The following is a 16,077-nucleotide window of genomic DNA, read 5'->3' on the forward strand; positions in this document are numbered from 1 at the left end:
CTCAGGACTCTCTCAGAAGCTCCTGCAGGGCCTTGCGCATTTCCTGGGTCATGGCGCGCGCCAGCACCGAGCCCGGGCGCTGGGGCAGGCTCAGCGCGTTCACTCCCACGGTGATGCGCGGCAGCAGCGGCACCACATGCACTCGGCGCCGGTCGGCCGCCAGGGCCGTGCAGCCATCCATGATGGCCGCGCCCAGCCCGTATTCGGCCATGGACAGCGCCGCATGATAGGTCTGCACCGTCACCACGGGCGACAGCCCCACGCCATGCTCGCGGCAGGCCTGGCCCAGACGCATGCCCAGCGGGTCGCGCGCATCGAGCGCGACCACAGGCAGATCGGCCAGGTCCTTGAGTTCCATGCCTTCGGCGCGCACGCGCGAAGGCGGAAGCAGTCCCTTGGGCAAGACGCAGAACATGTCCACTTCGGCCAGCAGCTCGTGCTCCAGCGCGGGCTGACCCACGGAGCTGATCACAAAGCCCACATCGGCCTCCTGCAGCAGCAGGGCCGACACCACCTGCGGCGTGTGCAGCGCCTGCACGTGCACCTGGACCTGCGGATGGCGACGCCTGAAGCCCGCCACGGCGCGCGGCAACACCTCGCGGCTGAGCGCAAATACCGTCAGCACATTGAGCCGGTCGGCCGACTGGCCATGACGCAGATTGGCGGCCAGGCGCTGCACCTCGTCGAGCTGCTCGAACAGCTTCTCGATATGCGGAAACAGGGCCAGTGCCTCATTGGTCGGCGTCAGCCGCCCCCGCGCGCGCTGGAACAGCGCAAAGCCCATCTGCAGCTCGGCATGCTGCAGCGTGCGGCTGACCGCTGGCTGGGTGACGTTGATGAGGCGCGCGGCCGCGCTTACGCTGCCGGTCTGCATCACGGCATTGAAGACTTCGATATGTCGCAGACGCATGCCCGGCCTCCTGCCTCCGCCTCACTCGGACTGGGCGCGCGCCAGGCGTTCGCTCTTCCAGTACACATCGTCGCCGCCGTCGATGCGGTTGAGCACGCGGGCCAGCACGAACAGCAGATCGGACAGGCGGTTCAGATACTGGCGCGGAGCAGCTCGCATGGCCTCGGCCTGCTCCAGCGCCACCACCTGGCGTTCTGCACGGCGCGCCACGGTGCGGCATACATGGGCCTGCGCGGCAGCGCGCGTGCCGGCCGGAAGGATGAACTCCTGCAGGCGCGGCAACTGTGCGTTGTAGTGGGCCAGCGCGTTGTCGAGCTGCAGCAGCGCATCGTCCTTGAGCAGCTCATAGCCCGGCATGGACAGCTCGCCGCCCAGGTTGAACAGCTGGTGCTGGATGTCGATCAGCAGGTCGCGCACATCCTGGGGCATTGGCTCGCACAGCAGCAGGCCGATATGCGAGTTCAACTCATCCACATCGCCCATGGCATGCGGGCGGCCGCTGTTCTTGGAAACGCGGGTGTTGTCTCCGAGGCCGGTGGTTCCGTCATCTCCGGTGCGGGTGGCGATTTGCGTGAGGCGGTTGCCCATGGGTCATCCCTTGTCAAAGCTGCGAATTTTCGGGGCCGGCGCGGCCCTCAGATACGGCCGCCATTGTGCGTTACAGCCCGCAGGCAAATGTAGTCTGAGGCAACAGCAGGCAAAAGTGCTGGCCCTTTGCCGCCTCACAGGGTGCAATGCACTCCTGTTATCGCATAGAGAAGGAATGCCATTCATGAACAAGAAGAATCTGCTCAATTGCAAGGTCTCGTCATTCGAAGTCGTCAGCGTGGTGCTGTTCTCCGCACTCACCCTCGGCGGGGGCATGGCTTTTGCGCAAACCGGAGGCGGCAATGCCGGCGAGAACAAGGAGCCGGCGCGCATCGTGCAATCGGGCGCGGCCACCGGCGTGCAGCAGGCCCCCACCGCCAAGAACAGCGTGCAAGCGGCCTTCGAGCGTGCCGACGCCAATCGCGACGGTCAGCTCAGTGCGCAGGAAGCACGCCAGCTGCCTGTCATCTCCCAGCGCTTTGAAGAGATCGACAGCGACCGCAACGGCCAGCTGTCACGCGCCGAATTCGACAAGGGTGCTCAGCAGTACTGAGGCCTTGCCGCGGCGCTTTCCTGATCACGCCGCAGCGCCGAGCTCCTCCTGCGGCAAGGCAAACTCGGCCCCGGCATAGTCCAGGTGAATCTCGAACTCGCGGCGCAGCAGGCGCTGCGCCCAGTCTTCGACCAGGCTGCGCTGCGCAACACTCACCCGCCCTCCCATTTCCAGCCGCACCAGGCTCGGCTCCTCGAGGCCAAAGGCACGATTGCCACCCAGCGGCAGCAGACCCCGGGCATGGTCCTCGACGGCGCGAAACAAGGCCTCGCCAGAATCGCAGATCGCCGAGGCCACAAACACCTCGGGGTCACGTTCCACCCAGTTCAGCACATTGCCGATCTGCGCCACGCCATGCGCCCGGCAGGCCTGCGTGACGCCGGGGCGGCCGCCATCCAGCATGGCAAACACAATGTCCAGGCCCGTCTGCTCGATCATTGCCGAGACACAGGTCCGGGCCCAGCCTGGGCGATGCTGGTGACCGCAGAACTGGGTGACGAGTTGCCCCTCAAAACCGGCGTGCCTGAGACCGTCCGCATAGGCCGCGCGGCCACGCAGACCCGGCGGCACCTTCTCGCCTGAGAAATGCCCCACCTTGCCCGTCTTGCTCCACTGGCTGGCCAGCACGCCGGCGAGGAATGCCGATTGCTCCTGCAGCACCTCGTAACGCGCCACATTGGCTGCCGCCCAGCTGCCTTGCGTGACCGCAAAGGCCTGCTCGGGCCAGAGCTCGGCCAGGATCTGCACCGGACCGTCACCCTGACCGCCATGCGCAAGAATCAGCGCATAGCGGCCGCCGCACAATGCGGACATTTCGGCGGCGCGCTGCTGCGCCGACTGGCCGGCCACCCAGAGCACATCGACCTCGTGGCCGGCATCTCTTGCCTTGTGGGCTCCGCGCAGTCCCGACTCGTTGAAACTGCCCTGCCCTTCGGGGCCAAACAGCACCACGGCATAGCGTGGCTTACGGGGTGAATACAGTTTCTCGCTGCTCATCGTTGTCTCTTCTGCTTAAAGTTTTGCACCTGTCTTTTTCGCGATATCTCCCCAGGCCAGATGCTGGTCCGCAATCAGCTGGGTGAAGGCCTTGGATTCCATATCCCGGGTCACGAATCCCTGGGCTTCGAGCGTCTGTGCAAACTCGGGACGCGCGCTGATCTGTCGCACCGCGCTGGCGATTCTTTCGGCCAGCGCCCTGGGCAAGCCGGCGGGAGCCGAAATGCCGACGAAGTTTTCGGAAACCAGCTGCGCCAGCCCCAGCTCGGCCACGCTGGGCACCGCCGGTGCCTGGGCTACGCGGCGTGGCGATGTCAGTGCCAGCAGCTTGAGCCGGCCCTGCTTGTGCAGCGCGATGTTCTGCGGCAGCGCATCGATGGCCAGCTTGATATGGCCGCTGAGCAGATCCGCACGCATGGGGCCGGCGCCGCGGTAAGGCACATGCTCCATGGACAGCTTGAGCGTCTGCGCAAACTGCTCGCCCACCAGATGCCCCACCGAGGCAGCGCCGCCGCTGCCAAAGGCCACGGGGGCAGGCTGCTCCTTGATCCAGCTCACCAGCTCGCTCAGGCTGTTGGCGGGCACCGAGGGATGCACGGCAAACACCGTAGGCACGGCGCCGATATAGGCCAAGTGTTCGAAGCTGCGCAAGGGGTCGTAACCAGGGCTTTGCAACAGCGATGGTGCTATCGACAGCGCCGCCGAATTCGATACCAGCAGCGTGTAGCCGTCGTTGGCGCTGTGCGCCACGATCTGCGCGCCAATCGACGAGCCCGCGCCGGGCTTGTTGTCTATGACCACGCTCTGGCCCAGCTTCTCGGCCAGCGCGGGAGCCAGCACCCGCGCCACGATATCGCTGGAGCCGCCGGGCGGAAAGGTCACGACCAGTTTGATGGGCCGCGCCGGCCAGGCCTGGGTCTGCGCCGCACGCACATGCCATGCCGCGCCCAGCATGCCTGCGGCCGACACCCCGGCCAGCCCTTGTATGAATGATCTGCGACCCGTATCGCGCATAGCTCTGCCCTCCGAACTGCTTTTGGTTTGAAGCGAGCTCTGCAGCGCACGCCATGAGGCTTGCCAATATAGGCACACCCGGCACAAACCCTAAACACTGATTTCTCATTAGCTAGGGCGGAACTTATCTATGTGCCCGCACCAGACGGCTGCGCCACGACGAAACCGCGATCTCTGCCAGCTCCAATGGGCATGCGCCATGCATAGCGATCGCGACCTTGAGCGGCATGGCCTAGTACCCAATACGTACACGCCCGGACCGGGCCAGGTGGTATTCTTTTTCTCCTCTGGAGACCCCGATGAACGCACCTGTTGCCCATACCTCGCTGCAGCCCGATTTCGTGCAGCGCCCCATCCCCGAAGAATTTCTGCAGGCTCTGCAAACACGTTTCGGCGGCCAGTGCTCCACGGCCTTGGCCGTGCGCGAGCAGCATGGCCGCGACGAAGGCGCGATTTCCGCGCCCCCTCCGGCAGCCGTGGTGTTTGCCGAATCCACCCAGGACGTGCAGGATGCCGTCAAGCTCTGCGACCAGTACGGCGTGCCCGTGATTGCCTATGGCGCCGGATCGTCGCTGGAAGGTCATCTTCTGGCCGTGCAAGGCGGCATCACCATCGACGTCAGCCGCATGAGTCGCGTGCTCTCGGTCAACACCGAAGACCTGACCATCACCGTGCAACCCGGCATCACGCGCAAGGCGTTGAACGAGGCCATCAAGGACACCGGCTTCTTCTTTCCCATCGACCCCGGTGCCGACGCTTCGATTGGCGGCATGACCTCGACCCGCGCCAGCGGCACCAATGCCGTGCGCTACGGCACCATGCGCGAGAACGTGCTGGCCCTGGAAGTAGTGACAGCCAGCGGCGAAGTGATGCGCACAGGCAACCGCGCCAAGAAGAGCGCCGCCGGCTACGACCTGACCCGCCTGCTGGTGGGCAGCGAAGGCACGCTGGGCATCTTCACCGAGATCACGCTGCGCATCTATCCGCTGCCCGAAGCGGTGAGCGCAGCCATCTGCTCTTTTTCCAGCATCGAGAACGCCGTACACACGGTGATCCAGACCATTCAGATGGGCATTCCCATCGCCCGCGTGGAACTGGTCGATGTGAACTCCGTGCGCATGGTCAATGCCTACAGCAAGCTGTCCCTGCGTGAGGAGCCCATGCTGCTGATGGAGTTCCACGGCTCGCCCACGGGCGTGAAGGAGCAGGCCGAGATGGTTCAGGACATTGCCCATGAATTCGGCGGCAATGCCTTTGAATGGGCCGAGCGCCCCGAAGACCGTACGCGCTTGTTCACCGCGCGCCACAACGCCTATTTCGCAGCCGTCTCCAGCGTGCCCGGATGCCGCTGCATCACCACCGATGCCTGCGTGCCCATCAGCCGCCTGGCCGATGCGCTGCTGGAGTGCGTGACCGAGGCCGATGCCAGCGGCATCCCCTACTTCCTGGTCGGCCACGTGGGCGACGGCAACTTCCACTTCGGCTATCTGATCGACCCCGACAACGACGCCCAGCGCCAGCAGGCCGAGCAACTCAACCACACGCTGGTGGCTCGCGCGATTGCGCTGGGCGGCACCTGCACGGGCGAGCACGGCATCGGCATCCACAAGCAGGGCTTTTTGCTCGAAGAGGCGGGAGCCGGTGCGGTGCAGATGATGCGCGCCATCAAGCAGGCTCTTGACCCCAAGAATATCCTGAACCCGGGCAAGATCTTTCAGCTGCAGTAAGCAGCGCTCGCGGCACTTGCTGAAGACGCACAAACCATGAAAAAAGGGCCTGCAGTTGCAGGCCCTTTCTGTTTTCGGATCGGAGCTTTACTTGCCGACCTTGAGCTGACCGCCACGACCCAGGCCGCCCTTGACTTCCTGTGCCTTGTAGTTGCGCAGCGAGATCACCATGTTGTTGTAGGCATCCATGAAGGCGGCCACCGTGGCCTTGCCTTCGGGTGAGCGCGAGAAGCCGCCCAGACCACCACCCACACCACCGCCGAACGCGCCCATGGCTGCGCCGAAGTTGGTGGCTGTGGAGTTGCCTTCGGAGATGGAGATCTGCACGCCCGAGCGGATGTCGAACATGCTCAGCGTCACCACCGAAGCCTTGCTCTGCATGGCGCCGCCGATCAGCGTACCCACATTGCCGAACAGACCGCCCACGCCCGCTGCCAGCTGACCGGTTGCATCGTTGTCGATGATGATGGAAGGCTCCATGTAGTAGTCGGCTGCCACGCGCTGGCCCTTTTGCTGCTTGGAGCCGGCGCGGAATTCACCGGAATTGCGCTGCTTGTCGGTGATCGCCGACATCTTGCTTTCGGTACGGTTGTTGCCGATGGAGGTGATCACAAAGCAGTTGGACTGCTGCACGGCCAGACGGATCAGGGGCTCGATGGTCGTGATCTTGGTGGCGGCGCCAAAGCTGGCATACCATTCCTTGCCGCGACCGTCGTCCACGGCCAGCGTACCCAGAGGGGCATCGCAACGCTCGAGCGTAGAGTTCGCATTCACGCTGGTTGCGCCGCCCGCCGCGCCAGTGGCAGCAGTGGGAGCCGTCCCCGTGGAAATGGTGCCGCCGCCGGGGGTCACGCAACCGCCCAGTGCCAGGGCCGATGCGATGGCTGCCAGACGCAGCGTTGTCTTCTTGGACATAGTGTGATGCTTTCAAAAAAATAGAAAATGCTGCAGCGCTCACAGCGCCTCAGCGGTAATACCAACCCGACGAGCCCCACACCATGTAGTAGGGCGCGCCCACATACCAGCCGTTCCAGGACTTGCGCTCATCCTCGATGGCCTGATAGCGTGCATGAGCATTCTGTTTGGCGGCTTGCGCCTGGGGCAGCAGGCGCTTGGCTTCCTTGAAGCCCTTGGCGGCAGCACGCGACAGCCAGGCCTCGGCTTCGGCGGGGTCCGGGCCCATTTCTTCAAAGCCCAGCAGATACAGACGGCCCAATGCAAACTGGGCCTGACCGTTACCGGCATCGCCGGCCTTGCGCATCCACTCGATGGCCTGATAGCTGTTGCGCTCCACGCCATCGCCGCGCAGATAGCGCAGCCCCAGGTCATAGGCTGCGCGAGGATCGGCCTCGGCTTTTTGCACCAGTGCCGCCAGGCGGCGCTCCGCCTCGGGATTGACGGGCTCGCCACGGAAAGTCGCGACATTGCGCGGCAGCTCGGAACAGTTATTGCCTTCGCACAGGCGCACGGTGGGCGAAGCAGGTGCCAACTGCTCCTGCGGTGTCTGTACCGCGCATGCTGTCAATGCAAGAGCCGCCAATGAAAAGGTGGGGGCGAGCAGGCGCATGGATGTCTCCTCTGAATTCTCAGCCGCTGAAAGCCGAAAAGTATACATAAGCAAAAATCAGTAATTTTTACGACGAGTTGACAACACGCATACCCCACCAAAGAGGGGTATCCCGCACAAAATGCAAAACTCCGACAAGGCCTTGTCTGCATTGCGGTGTCTTGGCGCCTATGTATGACGGATACATTTCAAAACTCATGACAAAAAAATGGCTTGCTTCGACATGGCCTCTGCCTGCATTGCTCGTCTGGCTGCTGGCCTGGGTGATCTTTGCGGGTCTGGCGCGCCTGCTGCCCTGGTGGCTGGCCTTGCTGGTCGCCGGCAGCTTCAGCACGGCGGCCAGTCTCTGCGGGCCCAACTGGTGGCGCAGGCTCATCATTGCGGCCGGGTTTCCGCTGTCGTTTCTGGTGCTCAGCGCCAGCCAGTTGCCCGCCTGGGGCTGGCTGCTGCCTCTGGCCTTGCTGCTGCTGATCTACCCGCTCAATGCCTGGCGTGATGCCCCCGTCTTTCCAACGCCGTCCAATGCGCTCAAAGGACTGGCAGAGGTCGTGCAGTTGCCGGGGCAGGCGCTGGTGCTGGATGCCGGCTGCGGCATGGGCGATGGCTTGCGCGCACTGCGCAGTGCGCTGCCGCAGGCCCGCCTCAATGGTCTGGAATGGAGCTGGCCACTGGCGATTGCCAGCGCCGTGCGCTGCCCCTGGGCACGCGTGCGGCGTGGCGATATCTGGCTGGCCGACTGGAGCGGCTATCAGCTGGTCTATCTGTTCCAGCGGCCCGAAAGCATGGGCCGCGCCGCTGTCAAGGCTGCCACCGAGATGCAGCCCGGCAGCTGGCTGGTGAGCCTGGATTTCCAACTGCCTGGTGTGGAAGCGACGGCATGCCTGCAAGGCAATAGCCGCCACAAGGTATGGATCTACGCCATGCCGCTGGATGGCGCAGAACGCAGCTGAGGCGCTTTATTTGGCTCCGCCGCTGGCCTTGCTCACGTAGAGAGAAACGGCAGCGATATCGGCTTCGCTCATTGTGGCCTTGAAGGAGGGCATGGAGCCGATGCCGTCCTTCAGAGCACGTGCCACGCGGGCCGCATCGGGCTGCAACTCGTCCAGCACCGGGCCTATGGCACCTTCCGCACCAGCGTCCTTGAGGGTATGGCACACCGCGCAGGCAGGGACTGCAGCAGTGGTGAACAGCTCTTTGCCGCGCGCCATCTGGGCAGCCTGATCGGCGTGGGCAGCAGTACCCGCCAGGACGGTCAGCAAGAGGGCGGCGAGGGTGGGTTTTGTCTTCATCATTGTTCTTGGTGAAATGCGATACATCGGGGTTTTGATACCCATCGCCCGGCGCCCCTTCTTCGGCACCCGGCATGGGTAGCGAGTGCGGCGCTCAGGCCACGGTGACAGTGACGGCGTGGTCGGCCCAACTGGTGTTGTTGTAGCCGCTCTGGTTTTCACCGCGCGTTTCGGGCTGCACATTGCCCTTGACGTCGGTAGCGCGGCTGGCCAGGGTGTAGGTACCCTTGGGCAGCTGTGCCTGCAGCACGAACTGGCGCCAGGCATACTTGCCCATATCGGGGCCAATCAGGCGCGCCTGCTTCCAGGTCTTGCCGCCGTCGATGGAGACTTCCACCCCCTTGACGGCGTTCATGCCGCCGAAGGCAACGCCCTGAATCTGCACCAGGCCGGAGGCCTGATTGCCGTCCTCGGGGATGGGGCTGTTGATCCAGGACTTGACGCTCATTTCCTGCACCGAAGGCTGGCTGGGGTCGCCCTTGCTGCCGGGGGGCGAGATGCGGTAGCCGTGCGACATGATGTGCGCTTCGCTTTCCTTGACGGTAAAGGCCAGCTGCTTGATGTACTTGATGTTGTTCACGCCGGTGTAGCCGGGCACGATCAGGCGCAGCGGGCCGCCATGGGCCAGAGGCACGGGCTCGCCGTTCATCTCCCAGGCCAGCAGCGCGTCCTCCATGGCCGACAGAGGCACGGAACGCTCCACCAGCACGCTCTTGGGGTCCAGTCCTGCAGGCAGCACCTCTCCGCCCGTTCCCGTCATGTAGACCATGCCGTCGGCCACGCCGCCCAGGGCCTTGACCACCTCGCGCACTGGCACGCCGCTCCAGACCACGCAGCCTGCAGCGCCTACGGTCCATTGCGTACCGCTGGGCTTGGTGGGGAAGAAGGCGCGGCCATTGCCAGAGCATTGCAGCACCATGGTCACCGTTTCCAGGCCCAGCTTCTTGAGCTCGCCAACGGTCAGCTTGGCGGGCTTCTTCACGCCATCAATCTGCACCGCCCATGCATCGCGATCGGCCACGATGGACTCGGAAGGCGTGGGCAGGTTGTTGCGCACATAGAGCTGGTTGGTGGGCGTGACCACGCTGGAGCCAAACGCGCTGCGCTTAGTCTCGATGGTGGTGGAGCTGTGCACGATCACGGCATCGGCATTCTTGAAGCCGGCATAGCCAGGTAGAGGCTTGGCTGCGGGTGCAGCGGCCTGTGCCATGGCCTGGCTCTGGAAGCTTGCCAGACCGGCTGCAGCCAGCGCGCTGGCGCTACCGGCGAGCAGGCGGCGACGTGGCAGAGAGGTGGGTTGTTGCATGGGGTCTCCTCGGTAATTTTGGTGAATGATCAGAGCGAAAAATCCGGTTCAGCCATCGACTTTCTCAGGGGCCCCAGAGCGCGCGATGCCACGGCCAGAGCCTGTTTCTTCTGTGCGATCAGCACCAGCGGGCGGCCTTCTCTCGAACGCACCACCTTCCAGTAGCTGTTGGCCCACCAGCCCTGGCCGTCGGCCATCCGCTGGGGCTGCTCGAAAGCCAGCACGGTAACGATGCCGCCTTTTTCAAAGAAAGTGGTCAGGTGATAGGCGCGACTGCCGTCGATGTCGCAGGGCCGCATGAGCTGGGTATAACCAGGCAGCTTCTGATCGACAGGCCAGTCCATATGCCTGGCAATCTCGGCCTCCGGGATGAACTGACCACGCAGCGTGCGCTCGTAATACTCATGCTCGATGGCCGAGCGCACCATCTGCGGCGGGCGCAGGCTCAGCACGCTGCCCGCAGCGACGCTGCCGACGATCACTGCGGCACACAGCGCCTGCAGGCCACGACGGGCATGCCATGGCGTGTGACGCAGCAAATAGGCCGGCGGCTCGCCGGGCTCGAAAGCCAGCGCCAGCTCGGCACGGGCACGCAGGTCGAAATCGGTGTCTTCGGGGCGGTCTTGGTGTTTCATGGTGCGCGCTTTCTCAGCGGTATCACGCTGGCAGCTGCGGAAGATTCAGTGGCGGCCCCGGCGGGATGGCGCGCAGGCTCCTGCAGTGCCGTCTTGAGCGCTTCACGTGCCCGCGCCAGGCGAGAGAGCACGGTGCCCGGTGCAATATCCAGCGCCTCGGCCATCTGGGCCGTGGGCATGTCGTCAAAGTAGTAAAGCACCAGCACTTCACGATGGATGGGGGCAATGCGGCTCAGCGCCTTGACCACGTCCAGCTGCGCATCGAGTGCATCGTGATGATTCACGCCCTGCTCGCAGGCTTCATCCAGAGACTCGGTCTGCGATTGCACAGGATCGAAGTGCCTGAAGGCATGGCGGCGCATGATCTGGAACAGCCAGGCCCTGGCCATGCTCTGGTCGCGCAGCTGGTGGCGAAAGCGCCAGGCGCTGGTGAAGCAATCCTGCACCACATCCTCGGCCGTGGCGCGAGAGCCCGTCAGCGCCCAGGCGCTGCGCAGCAAAAAGCGGTAGTGCTCGCGCACCCACTGGTTGTAGCGCGACTCGGCGGAGAAGATCATGGTGCTAAAGAGCGCAGGTTTGCTGCTTTCATTCCATGCCGCTGCAAATATTTTCTGGAGCCACCCGGAAAATAGAGATAAGGCTTGCAGCCCTTTTCAATCAATCGCTGGTGGCCATGACTTTGGTGTGCATGCCAAAGAACTGTGCAGGCGGCATACCCACCGTGCGGCGCACCATGGCGCTGAAGGCGCTGGGACTGTAGTCCAGCTCGGCCGCAATGCGCTGAATCGGCCAGTTGCGCGCTGCCAGGCTGACGGCATGGGCCAGCACCACCTGCTGGCGCCACTGGGTAAAACTGCATTCCAGTTGCTGGCGAAACAGTCGCGCCACCGTGCGCGGACTGGCCCCGGTATCGCGCGCCCAGTCCTCCAGCGTTTCGTTGCGCGTGGGATCGGCCAACACGGCCTCGCAGAGCTGGCGCAAGCGCTTGTCCTGGGGCAGGTTCACGCCCAGCTGCACGGCACTGGCACGGCGCAGCTCGTCGAGCAGCAGCTGGCTCAGATGGTGCTCGCGTGCCCTGTCCTGCTCGCACAGCTGCTGGCTGTCATCGGGCAGCGTAGGCAGCTCGCGCACCACGGCGCGCAGCAGATCCGAGGCATTGAGCACCCGGCACTGGCGCCAGGCCGCCTCTTCGCCGGGGGCCACATCGGGGCCGCAACGCCCCTGGGTCTGATAGAAGTACAAGGTGCGCAGATCGGCGCTTTCCACCATGGTCACGGCATGCTCCATGCCCGGCGGCACCCACAGCACGCGCGAGGGCGGCACGATATAGGTGCCCTGCGCTACTGTCAGGCGTATGGTGCCCGTGGTGGAGATGGCCAGTTGCCCCCAGGGATGACGGTGCGGCTTGACCTGGGTGTCGGCCTCCAGCCAGCGACATTTGGCCCGCACCGGACGCTGTGCCGTGGGTATGTAGAGATGGGGTGTCAGCGTCTCCACATAGGCGCTGGCCTTGCCTGCGCGCAGGGGCTCGGGGTCGTGGAGGCTGGACATGATGGTTGGCTGGCTTGCGATAGCAATTGGCAGACTATCGCATACAAGACGCGAGCAGTCTGCCTAAGATGCGACATATGAACCGCCCTGCCTCCACAACACCTCAAAACCAGGCGCCAGAGACACTGCGCAGTGACGCGCGCACCATCAGCCTCATCGGTCTGGCCCATGGCTCGTCGCATTTCTTCCATCTGCTGCTGCCGCCGTTGTTTCCCTGGCTGATCAAGGACTTCGGCTACAGCTATGCCGAGCTCAGCGTCATGGTCTCGCTGTTCTTCATTGTTTCCGGCACCGGCCAGGCACTGGCCGGCTTTGCGGTGGACCGCTTTGGCGCACGCCCGATTCTGTTTGCCGCCCTCGGCAGCTTTGTGGTGGCAGGCCTGATTGCCAGCACGGCCCAAGGCTACAGCATGCTGCTGGCAGCCTCCTTTTTTGCGGGCCTGGGCAATGCGCCCTTCCACCCCGTGGACTTCACCATCCTCAACAAGCGCGTGTCGCAGCAGCGCATAGGCCATGCGTTCTCGGTGCATGGCCTGTCCGGCAACCTAGGCTGGGCGCTGGCGCCGCTGTTCATGGCGGGCATCACCACGGCCACGGGCTCCTGGCGCCTGGCCTGCCTGGGCGGAGCCCTCTGCGCAGCCGTGGTGCTGGCCATCATGGTCTTCAACCGCGACGCGCTCGATGATCGCGCCGAATCCGCCGGAGCTGCCGCCAAGCCCGCTGCCGGAGCCATTGCCGCACCTCAGGAACACCCCATGGCCTTCATGAAGCTGCCATCGGTGTGGCTGTGCTTTTCCTTCTTTTTCTGGAGCACCTGCGCGCTCAGTGCCATCCAGAGCTTTGCCAGCCCGGCCCTGCAATCCATGTACGGCCTGCCGCTTTCCGTGACGGCGCTGATCGTCACCGGCTATATGCTGTGCGGCGCTGCCGGCATGGTCGTGGGCGGCTTTCTGGTCGGCCGCGTGCAGCGGCTGGAGAAGGTGATCTCCATCTGCATGCTGGGCTCGGGCCTGTTGCTGTTTGTCGTCGGAACGGGCTGGCTGCCCGGCATGGCGGCGGTGGTCGTGGCCTCAGTCGCCGGTCTGGGCACGGGCTTGGCCGGCCCCTCGCGCGACATGCTGATCAAGCGCGCAGCGCCCCCCGGCGCCACGGGCCGCGTCTACGGCACGGTGTATTCGGGCCTGGATCTGGGCTTCTGCCTGGCGGCGCCGGTCTTCGGCTACATGCTGGACCACCAGATGACCAACGCCGTGTTCTACGGCTCGGCGATTGCGCTTGTACTGTCTGTGGTCTCGGCCGTCATCGTCGGCGACGGAGTGAGCAAAAAGACCAAATCCCATCTGGCGGCGGCCTGAGCAAACGGCGCAACCCACCAAGCCCTGCCCGCGCAAGCTGCAGGGTTTTTTTGTCGGCGCGAGAGATCAAGTTACCCTGGTATTTATCCCTAGGCCGGCAGCCCTGAGGCCGCAAACACGGCTGCTAAGCTGAATTCCCTCAGCGGCGCATCACGCCGCTTTCCTGCCGCGGCCCTATCCGGGAGCGGCCCGCCCCCCAAGGAGAATTTCTATGCGTTGGAACACGCCCTCTGCCCCTTTGCTGCGCACCCTGCCCCTGGCCCTGGTGCTGGCCTTCGGCTCTGCCCAGGCTGCCCCTCAGGCCGAATGGCTGGAGCATGCGAAAAAGGAGCAGCAGCCCTATCTGGATACGCTGCGTGATCTGGTGCATATCGAGTCCGGCAGCAAGGATGTGGCGGGCGTGAAGAAGATCGCCGAGTACATCGCCGGCAAGCTGCGCGCGCAGGGCGGCAAGGTCGAGGTGATCGAGCCCAGCGACATCTACCGCCTCGATGACACGCCCGAGAAAGTCGGCCCCATGGTGCATGCCGAATTCAAGGGCAAGGGCAGCAGCCGCATCATGCTGATTGCGCATATGGACACCGTCTATCTGCCCGGCATGATCAAGGACCAGCCCTTTCGCATCGACGGCGACAAGGCCTATGGCCTTGGCATTGCCGACGACAAGCAGGGCGTGGCCCTGATCATGCATATCGTGCCCCTGCTCAAGAAGCTGGGCATCGAGGACTACGGTACGCTCACGGTGCTGATCAACGGCGACGAGGAAATCAGCTCGCCCGGAGCACGCAGCACCATCACCCGCCTGGGGGCCGAACAGGACGCCGTGTTCAGCTTTGAAGGCGGCGGCACCGACGGCAGCCTGCGCCTGGCCACCAGCGGCATCGGCGCCGCCTACCTCAAGGTCACGGGCAAGGCATCTCATGCGGGCGCCAAGCCCGAAGACGGCGTGAATGCGCTGTACGAGCTCTCGCATCAGTTGCTGCAGATGAAGGATCTGTCCCAGCCCCAGGACGGCCTCAAGCTCAACTGGACGGTGTCCAAGGCCGGCACCAACCGCAATGTGGTGCCCGCCGAAGCCACGGCCCAGGCCGATGCCCGCGCACTGCGCGTGGCCGACTTCACGGCGCTGGAAAAAGCCATGCAGGACAAGATCGGCAACAAGCTGCTCCCCGCCAGCAAGGTGGAGCTGAAATTCGAAGTGCGCCGCCCGCCGCTGGAGGCCAATGCCACGGCACGCAAGCTGGCCGCCCATGCCCAGGGCATTTATGAGCAGGAGCTGAAGCTGCCCATGAAGGTCATGGACAAGGCCACGGGCGGCGGCACGGATGCGGCTTTTGCGGCCCTCAAGGCCAAGGGCGGCGTGATCGAGGGCTTCGGCCTGTCGGGCTATGGCGCGCATTCCAACGATGCCGAATACGTGCAGATCAACACCATCGTACCGCGCCTGTATCTGGCTGCCCGCATGATCCAGGACCTGTCGCGCGGCCAGATCAAGTAAGCGCTTTTGATAGCTGCTTGCGCCTGATCTGCTTCGGTTTACGTAAAGAAGCGATCTGAAAATCAACAGGAGCTTGCGCTGCAAGCTCCTGTTTTTTTTATTTTCCGGACTCGCGCCAACACCTGCCTCGGGCGTTGCCAGCGCGCCTGATCCGAACCGGCCTTGCCCGCGTTTCCAGGGTTCTGTCGCCTAGCCAACAGACCGCCGGCGCACGAGTCTCTACATTCATCGAATCAACGATGAAGGAGAGTCGCCCGTGAGCCAAGAGCCCTTGAACATCCCCAGCGTGCAGCATCTGGTCAGCCCCGAGGAATGGCAGCTGCGCGTGGATCTGGCCGCCTGCTACCGGTTGGTGGCGCTGTACGGCTGGAGCGATCTGGTCTTTACCCACATCAGCGCGCGGCTGCCGGGCCCCGGACATCACTTTCTCATCAACCCCTACGGGCTGATGTTTGACGAGATCACGGCCTCCTCGTTGATCAAGGTGGACCTGGGCTGCAACAAGCTCATGGACTCGCCCTTCCCCGTGAATCCGGCCGGCTTCGTCATCCACAGCGCCGTGCACGAGGCCCGCGCCGATGCGCAATGCGTGATCCATACCCACACGCGTGCCGGCGTGGCCGTTGCGGCCCAGAAGCAAGGTCTGCTGCCCATCAGCCAGCAAAGCACGTTTGTCCTGGGGTCCCTGGCCTATCACGTCTACGAAGGCGTGGCCTTTCGCGAGGACGAGAAGCCGCGCCTGCTGGCCGACATGGGCGAGGCCAACTTCCTCATGCTGCGCAACCACGGTCTGCTGACCTGCGGCCCCACGATTGCCGATGCCTTTCTGTCCATGTACGTCTTCGAGTCCGCCTGTCAGATCCAGATCTCTGCCCAGTCCGGCGGCGCCGAACTCACCGAGGTCGATCCGCAGATTCTGCAGGGCATCGCCCATGCCATGAAGGTACAGACCGGCGGCATGGGCGGCCAGTTTGCCTGGCCCGCTCTGCTGCGCAAGCTCGACAGAATCGACCCCGGCTACCGCAGCTGAACGCTGCGCGCGCACAAAAAAAAGAGCATCCCGAGGATGCTCTTTTTGCTTGCTCCGG

At 64.2% G+C, this 16,077-nt stretch carries 17 protein-coding genes; 6 read left to right on the plus strand and 11 right to left on the minus strand.

Annotation, left to right across the window (positions count from 1 at the left end; translation table 11 throughout):
* Position 1: 1 nt before the first annotated feature.
* Complete coding sequence (locus V8Z78_RS11340; protein WP_003065245.1) at positions 2-910, minus strand: LysR substrate-binding domain-containing protein; 909 nt, start codon at positions 908-910, stop codon at positions 2-4.
* Between the two features lie 21 nt (positions 911-931).
* Positions 932-1,498 (minus strand): cob(I)yrinic acid a,c-diamide adenosyltransferase, encoded by a 567-nt coding sequence (locus V8Z78_RS11345; RefSeq protein WP_149355367.1) that lies wholly within the window; start codon positions 1,496-1,498, stop codon positions 932-934.
* Between the two features lie 184 nt (positions 1,499-1,682).
* Here V8Z78_RS11345 and V8Z78_RS11350 point away from each other — a divergent pair, with 184 nt between their 5' ends.
* A complete protein-coding gene (locus V8Z78_RS11350) occupies positions 1,683-2,051 on the plus strand; it encodes an EF-hand domain-containing protein (protein ID WP_179627296.1) in 369 nt (122 codons plus the stop codon).
* 24 nt (positions 2,052-2,075) lie between these two features.
* On the opposite strand, the gene V8Z78_RS11355 is transcribed toward V8Z78_RS11350, so the two are convergent.
* Both V8Z78_RS11355 and V8Z78_RS11360 read right to left on the minus strand, forming a co-directional pair.
* Complete coding sequence (locus tag V8Z78_RS11355) at positions 2,076-3,047, minus strand: BMP family lipoprotein (protein WP_349731381.1); 972 nt, start codon at positions 3,045-3,047, stop codon at positions 2,076-2,078.
* A gap of 15 nt (positions 3,048-3,062) precedes the next feature.
* Positions 3,063-4,061 (minus strand): Bug family tripartite tricarboxylate transporter substrate binding protein, encoded by a 999-nt coding sequence (locus V8Z78_RS11360; protein ID WP_012836571.1) that lies wholly within the window; start codon positions 4,059-4,061, stop codon positions 3,063-3,065.
* Between the two features lie 299 nt (positions 4,062-4,360).
* On the opposite strand from V8Z78_RS11360, the gene V8Z78_RS11365 reads away from it, so the two are divergent.
* Entirely contained in the window at positions 4,361-5,788 is a 1,428-nt protein-coding gene (locus tag V8Z78_RS11365; RefSeq protein WP_279089449.1) for an FAD-binding oxidoreductase, read from the plus strand.
* Between the two features lie 87 nt (positions 5,789-5,875).
* Here V8Z78_RS11365 and V8Z78_RS11370 read toward each other — a convergent pair whose 3' ends face one another.
* Both V8Z78_RS11370 and V8Z78_RS11375 read right to left on the minus strand, forming a co-directional pair.
* A complete protein-coding gene (locus V8Z78_RS11370; RefSeq protein WP_003065256.1) occupies positions 5,876-6,703 on the minus strand; it encodes a hypothetical protein in 828 nt (275 codons plus the stop codon).
* A 49-nt stretch (positions 6,704-6,752) separates the two neighbouring features.
* Positions 6,753-7,355, minus strand: coding sequence for a tetratricopeptide repeat protein (locus tag V8Z78_RS11375; protein WP_003065258.1), 603 nt, complete (start codon positions 7,353-7,355; stop codon positions 6,753-6,755).
* A 197-nt stretch (positions 7,356-7,552) separates the two neighbouring features.
* Between V8Z78_RS11375 and V8Z78_RS11380 the strand changes: the two genes are divergently transcribed.
* Positions 7,553-8,305: a class I SAM-dependent methyltransferase gene (locus V8Z78_RS11380; RefSeq protein WP_057094208.1), complete on the plus strand. Its 753-nt coding sequence runs from the start codon at positions 7,553-7,555 to the stop codon at positions 8,303-8,305.
* Between the two features lie 6 nt (positions 8,306-8,311).
* Here the strand turns inward: V8Z78_RS11380 and sorU are convergent, their stop codons facing one another.
* The 5 genes from sorU to V8Z78_RS11405 all read right to left on the minus strand — a co-directional run bounded on the left by sorU (position 8,312) and on the right by V8Z78_RS11405 (position 12,136).
* Complete coding sequence (gene sorU, locus V8Z78_RS11385) at positions 8,312-8,647, minus strand: SorU family sulfite dehydrogenase c-type cytochrome subunit (RefSeq protein ID WP_034362057.1); 336 nt, start codon at positions 8,645-8,647, stop codon at positions 8,312-8,314.
* A 91-nt stretch (positions 8,648-8,738) separates the two neighbouring features.
* Positions 8,739-9,950 (minus strand): SorT family sulfite dehydrogenase catalytic subunit, encoded by a 1,212-nt coding sequence (sorT, locus tag V8Z78_RS11390; protein ID WP_003065262.1) that lies wholly within the window; start codon positions 9,948-9,950, stop codon positions 8,739-8,741.
* Positions 9,951-9,979: 29 nt separating this feature from the next.
* Complete coding sequence (locus V8Z78_RS11395; RefSeq protein ID WP_349731382.1) at positions 9,980-10,585, minus strand: hypothetical protein; 606 nt, start codon at positions 10,583-10,585, stop codon at positions 9,980-9,982.
* Positions 10,582-11,142: an RNA polymerase sigma factor gene (locus V8Z78_RS11400; protein WP_012836565.1), complete on the minus strand. Its 561-nt coding sequence runs from the start codon at positions 11,140-11,142 to the stop codon at positions 10,582-10,584. Before V8Z78_RS11400 ends, V8Z78_RS11395 begins: the two co-directional genes overlap by 4 nt.
* A gap of 100 nt (positions 11,143-11,242) precedes the next feature.
* Complete coding sequence (locus tag V8Z78_RS11405; RefSeq protein ID WP_314353039.1) at positions 11,243-12,136, minus strand: AraC family transcriptional regulator; 894 nt, start codon at positions 12,134-12,136, stop codon at positions 11,243-11,245.
* A gap of 77 nt (positions 12,137-12,213) precedes the next feature.
* Between V8Z78_RS11405 and V8Z78_RS11410 the strand changes: the two genes are divergently transcribed.
* The 3 genes from V8Z78_RS11410 to V8Z78_RS11420 all read left to right on the plus strand — a co-directional run bounded on the left by V8Z78_RS11410 (position 12,214) and on the right by V8Z78_RS11420 (position 16,019).
* Positions 12,214-13,491, plus strand: a complete 1,278-nt coding sequence (locus V8Z78_RS11410; protein WP_054073418.1) for an MFS transporter — start codon at positions 12,214-12,216, stop codon at positions 13,489-13,491.
* A gap of 211 nt (positions 13,492-13,702) precedes the next feature.
* A complete protein-coding gene (locus tag V8Z78_RS11415; protein WP_349731383.1) occupies positions 13,703-14,989 on the plus strand; it encodes a M20/M25/M40 family metallo-hydrolase in 1,287 nt (428 codons plus the stop codon).
* Positions 14,990-15,245: 256 nt separating this feature from the next.
* Entirely contained in the window at positions 15,246-16,019 is a 774-nt protein-coding gene (locus V8Z78_RS11420; RefSeq protein WP_034351173.1) for a class II aldolase/adducin family protein, read from the plus strand.
* Positions 16,020-16,077: the final 58 nt, after the last annotated feature.

Source organism: Comamonas sp. wu1-DMT, from assembly GCF_040187805.1.
GTDB lineage: Bacteria > Pseudomonadota > Gammaproteobacteria > Burkholderiales > Burkholderiaceae_C > Comamonas > Comamonas thiooxydans.

Excerpts from the sequence above, each read along its gene's own strand:
- V8Z78_RS11355 (WP_349731381.1), bottom strand. The coding sequence starts at position 3,047 with ATGAGCAGCGAGAAACTGTATTCACCCCGTAAGCCACGCTATGCCGTG.
- sorU (WP_034362057.1), bottom strand. The coding sequence starts at position 8,647 with ATGATGAAGACAAAACCCACCCTCGCCGCCCTCTTGCTGACCGTCCTG.
- V8Z78_RS11350 (WP_179627296.1), top strand. The coding sequence starts at position 1,683 with ATGAACAAGAAGAATCTGCTCAATTGCAAGGTCTCGTCATTCGAAGTC.
- V8Z78_RS11410 (WP_054073418.1), top strand. The coding sequence starts at position 12,214 with ATGAACCGCCCTGCCTCCACAACACCTCAAAACCAGGCGCCAGAGACA.
- V8Z78_RS11360 (WP_012836571.1), bottom strand. The coding sequence starts at position 4,061 with ATGCGCGATACGGGTCGCAGATCATTCATACAAGGGCTGGCCGGGGTG.
- V8Z78_RS11375 (WP_003065258.1), bottom strand. The coding sequence starts at position 7,355 with ATGCGCCTGCTCGCCCCCACCTTTTCATTGGCGGCTCTTGCATTGACA.
- sorT (WP_003065262.1), bottom strand. The coding sequence starts at position 9,950 with ATGCAACAACCCACCTCTCTGCCACGTCGCCGCCTGCTCGCCGGTAGC.
- V8Z78_RS11340 (WP_003065245.1), bottom strand. The coding sequence starts at position 910 with ATGCGTCTGCGACATATCGAAGTCTTCAATGCCGTGATGCAGACCGGC.
- V8Z78_RS11365 (WP_279089449.1), top strand. The coding sequence starts at position 4,361 with ATGAACGCACCTGTTGCCCATACCTCGCTGCAGCCCGATTTCGTGCAG.
- V8Z78_RS11415 (WP_349731383.1), top strand. The coding sequence starts at position 13,703 with ATGCGTTGGAACACGCCCTCTGCCCCTTTGCTGCGCACCCTGCCCCTG.
- V8Z78_RS11380 (WP_057094208.1), top strand. The coding sequence starts at position 7,553 with ATGACAAAAAAATGGCTTGCTTCGACATGGCCTCTGCCTGCATTGCTC.
- V8Z78_RS11345 (WP_149355367.1), bottom strand. The coding sequence starts at position 1,498 with ATGGGCAACCGCCTCACGCAAATCGCCACCCGCACCGGAGATGACGGA.
- V8Z78_RS11405 (WP_314353039.1), bottom strand. The coding sequence starts at position 12,136 with ATGTCCAGCCTCCACGACCCCGAGCCCCTGCGCGCAGGCAAGGCCAGC.
- V8Z78_RS11400 (WP_012836565.1), bottom strand. The coding sequence starts at position 11,142 with ATGATCTTCTCCGCCGAGTCGCGCTACAACCAGTGGGTGCGCGAGCAC.
- V8Z78_RS11395 (WP_349731382.1), bottom strand. The coding sequence starts at position 10,585 with ATGAAACACCAAGACCGCCCCGAAGACACCGATTTCGACCTGCGTGCC.
- V8Z78_RS11370 (WP_003065256.1), bottom strand. The coding sequence starts at position 6,703 with ATGTCCAAGAAGACAACGCTGCGTCTGGCAGCCATCGCATCGGCCCTG.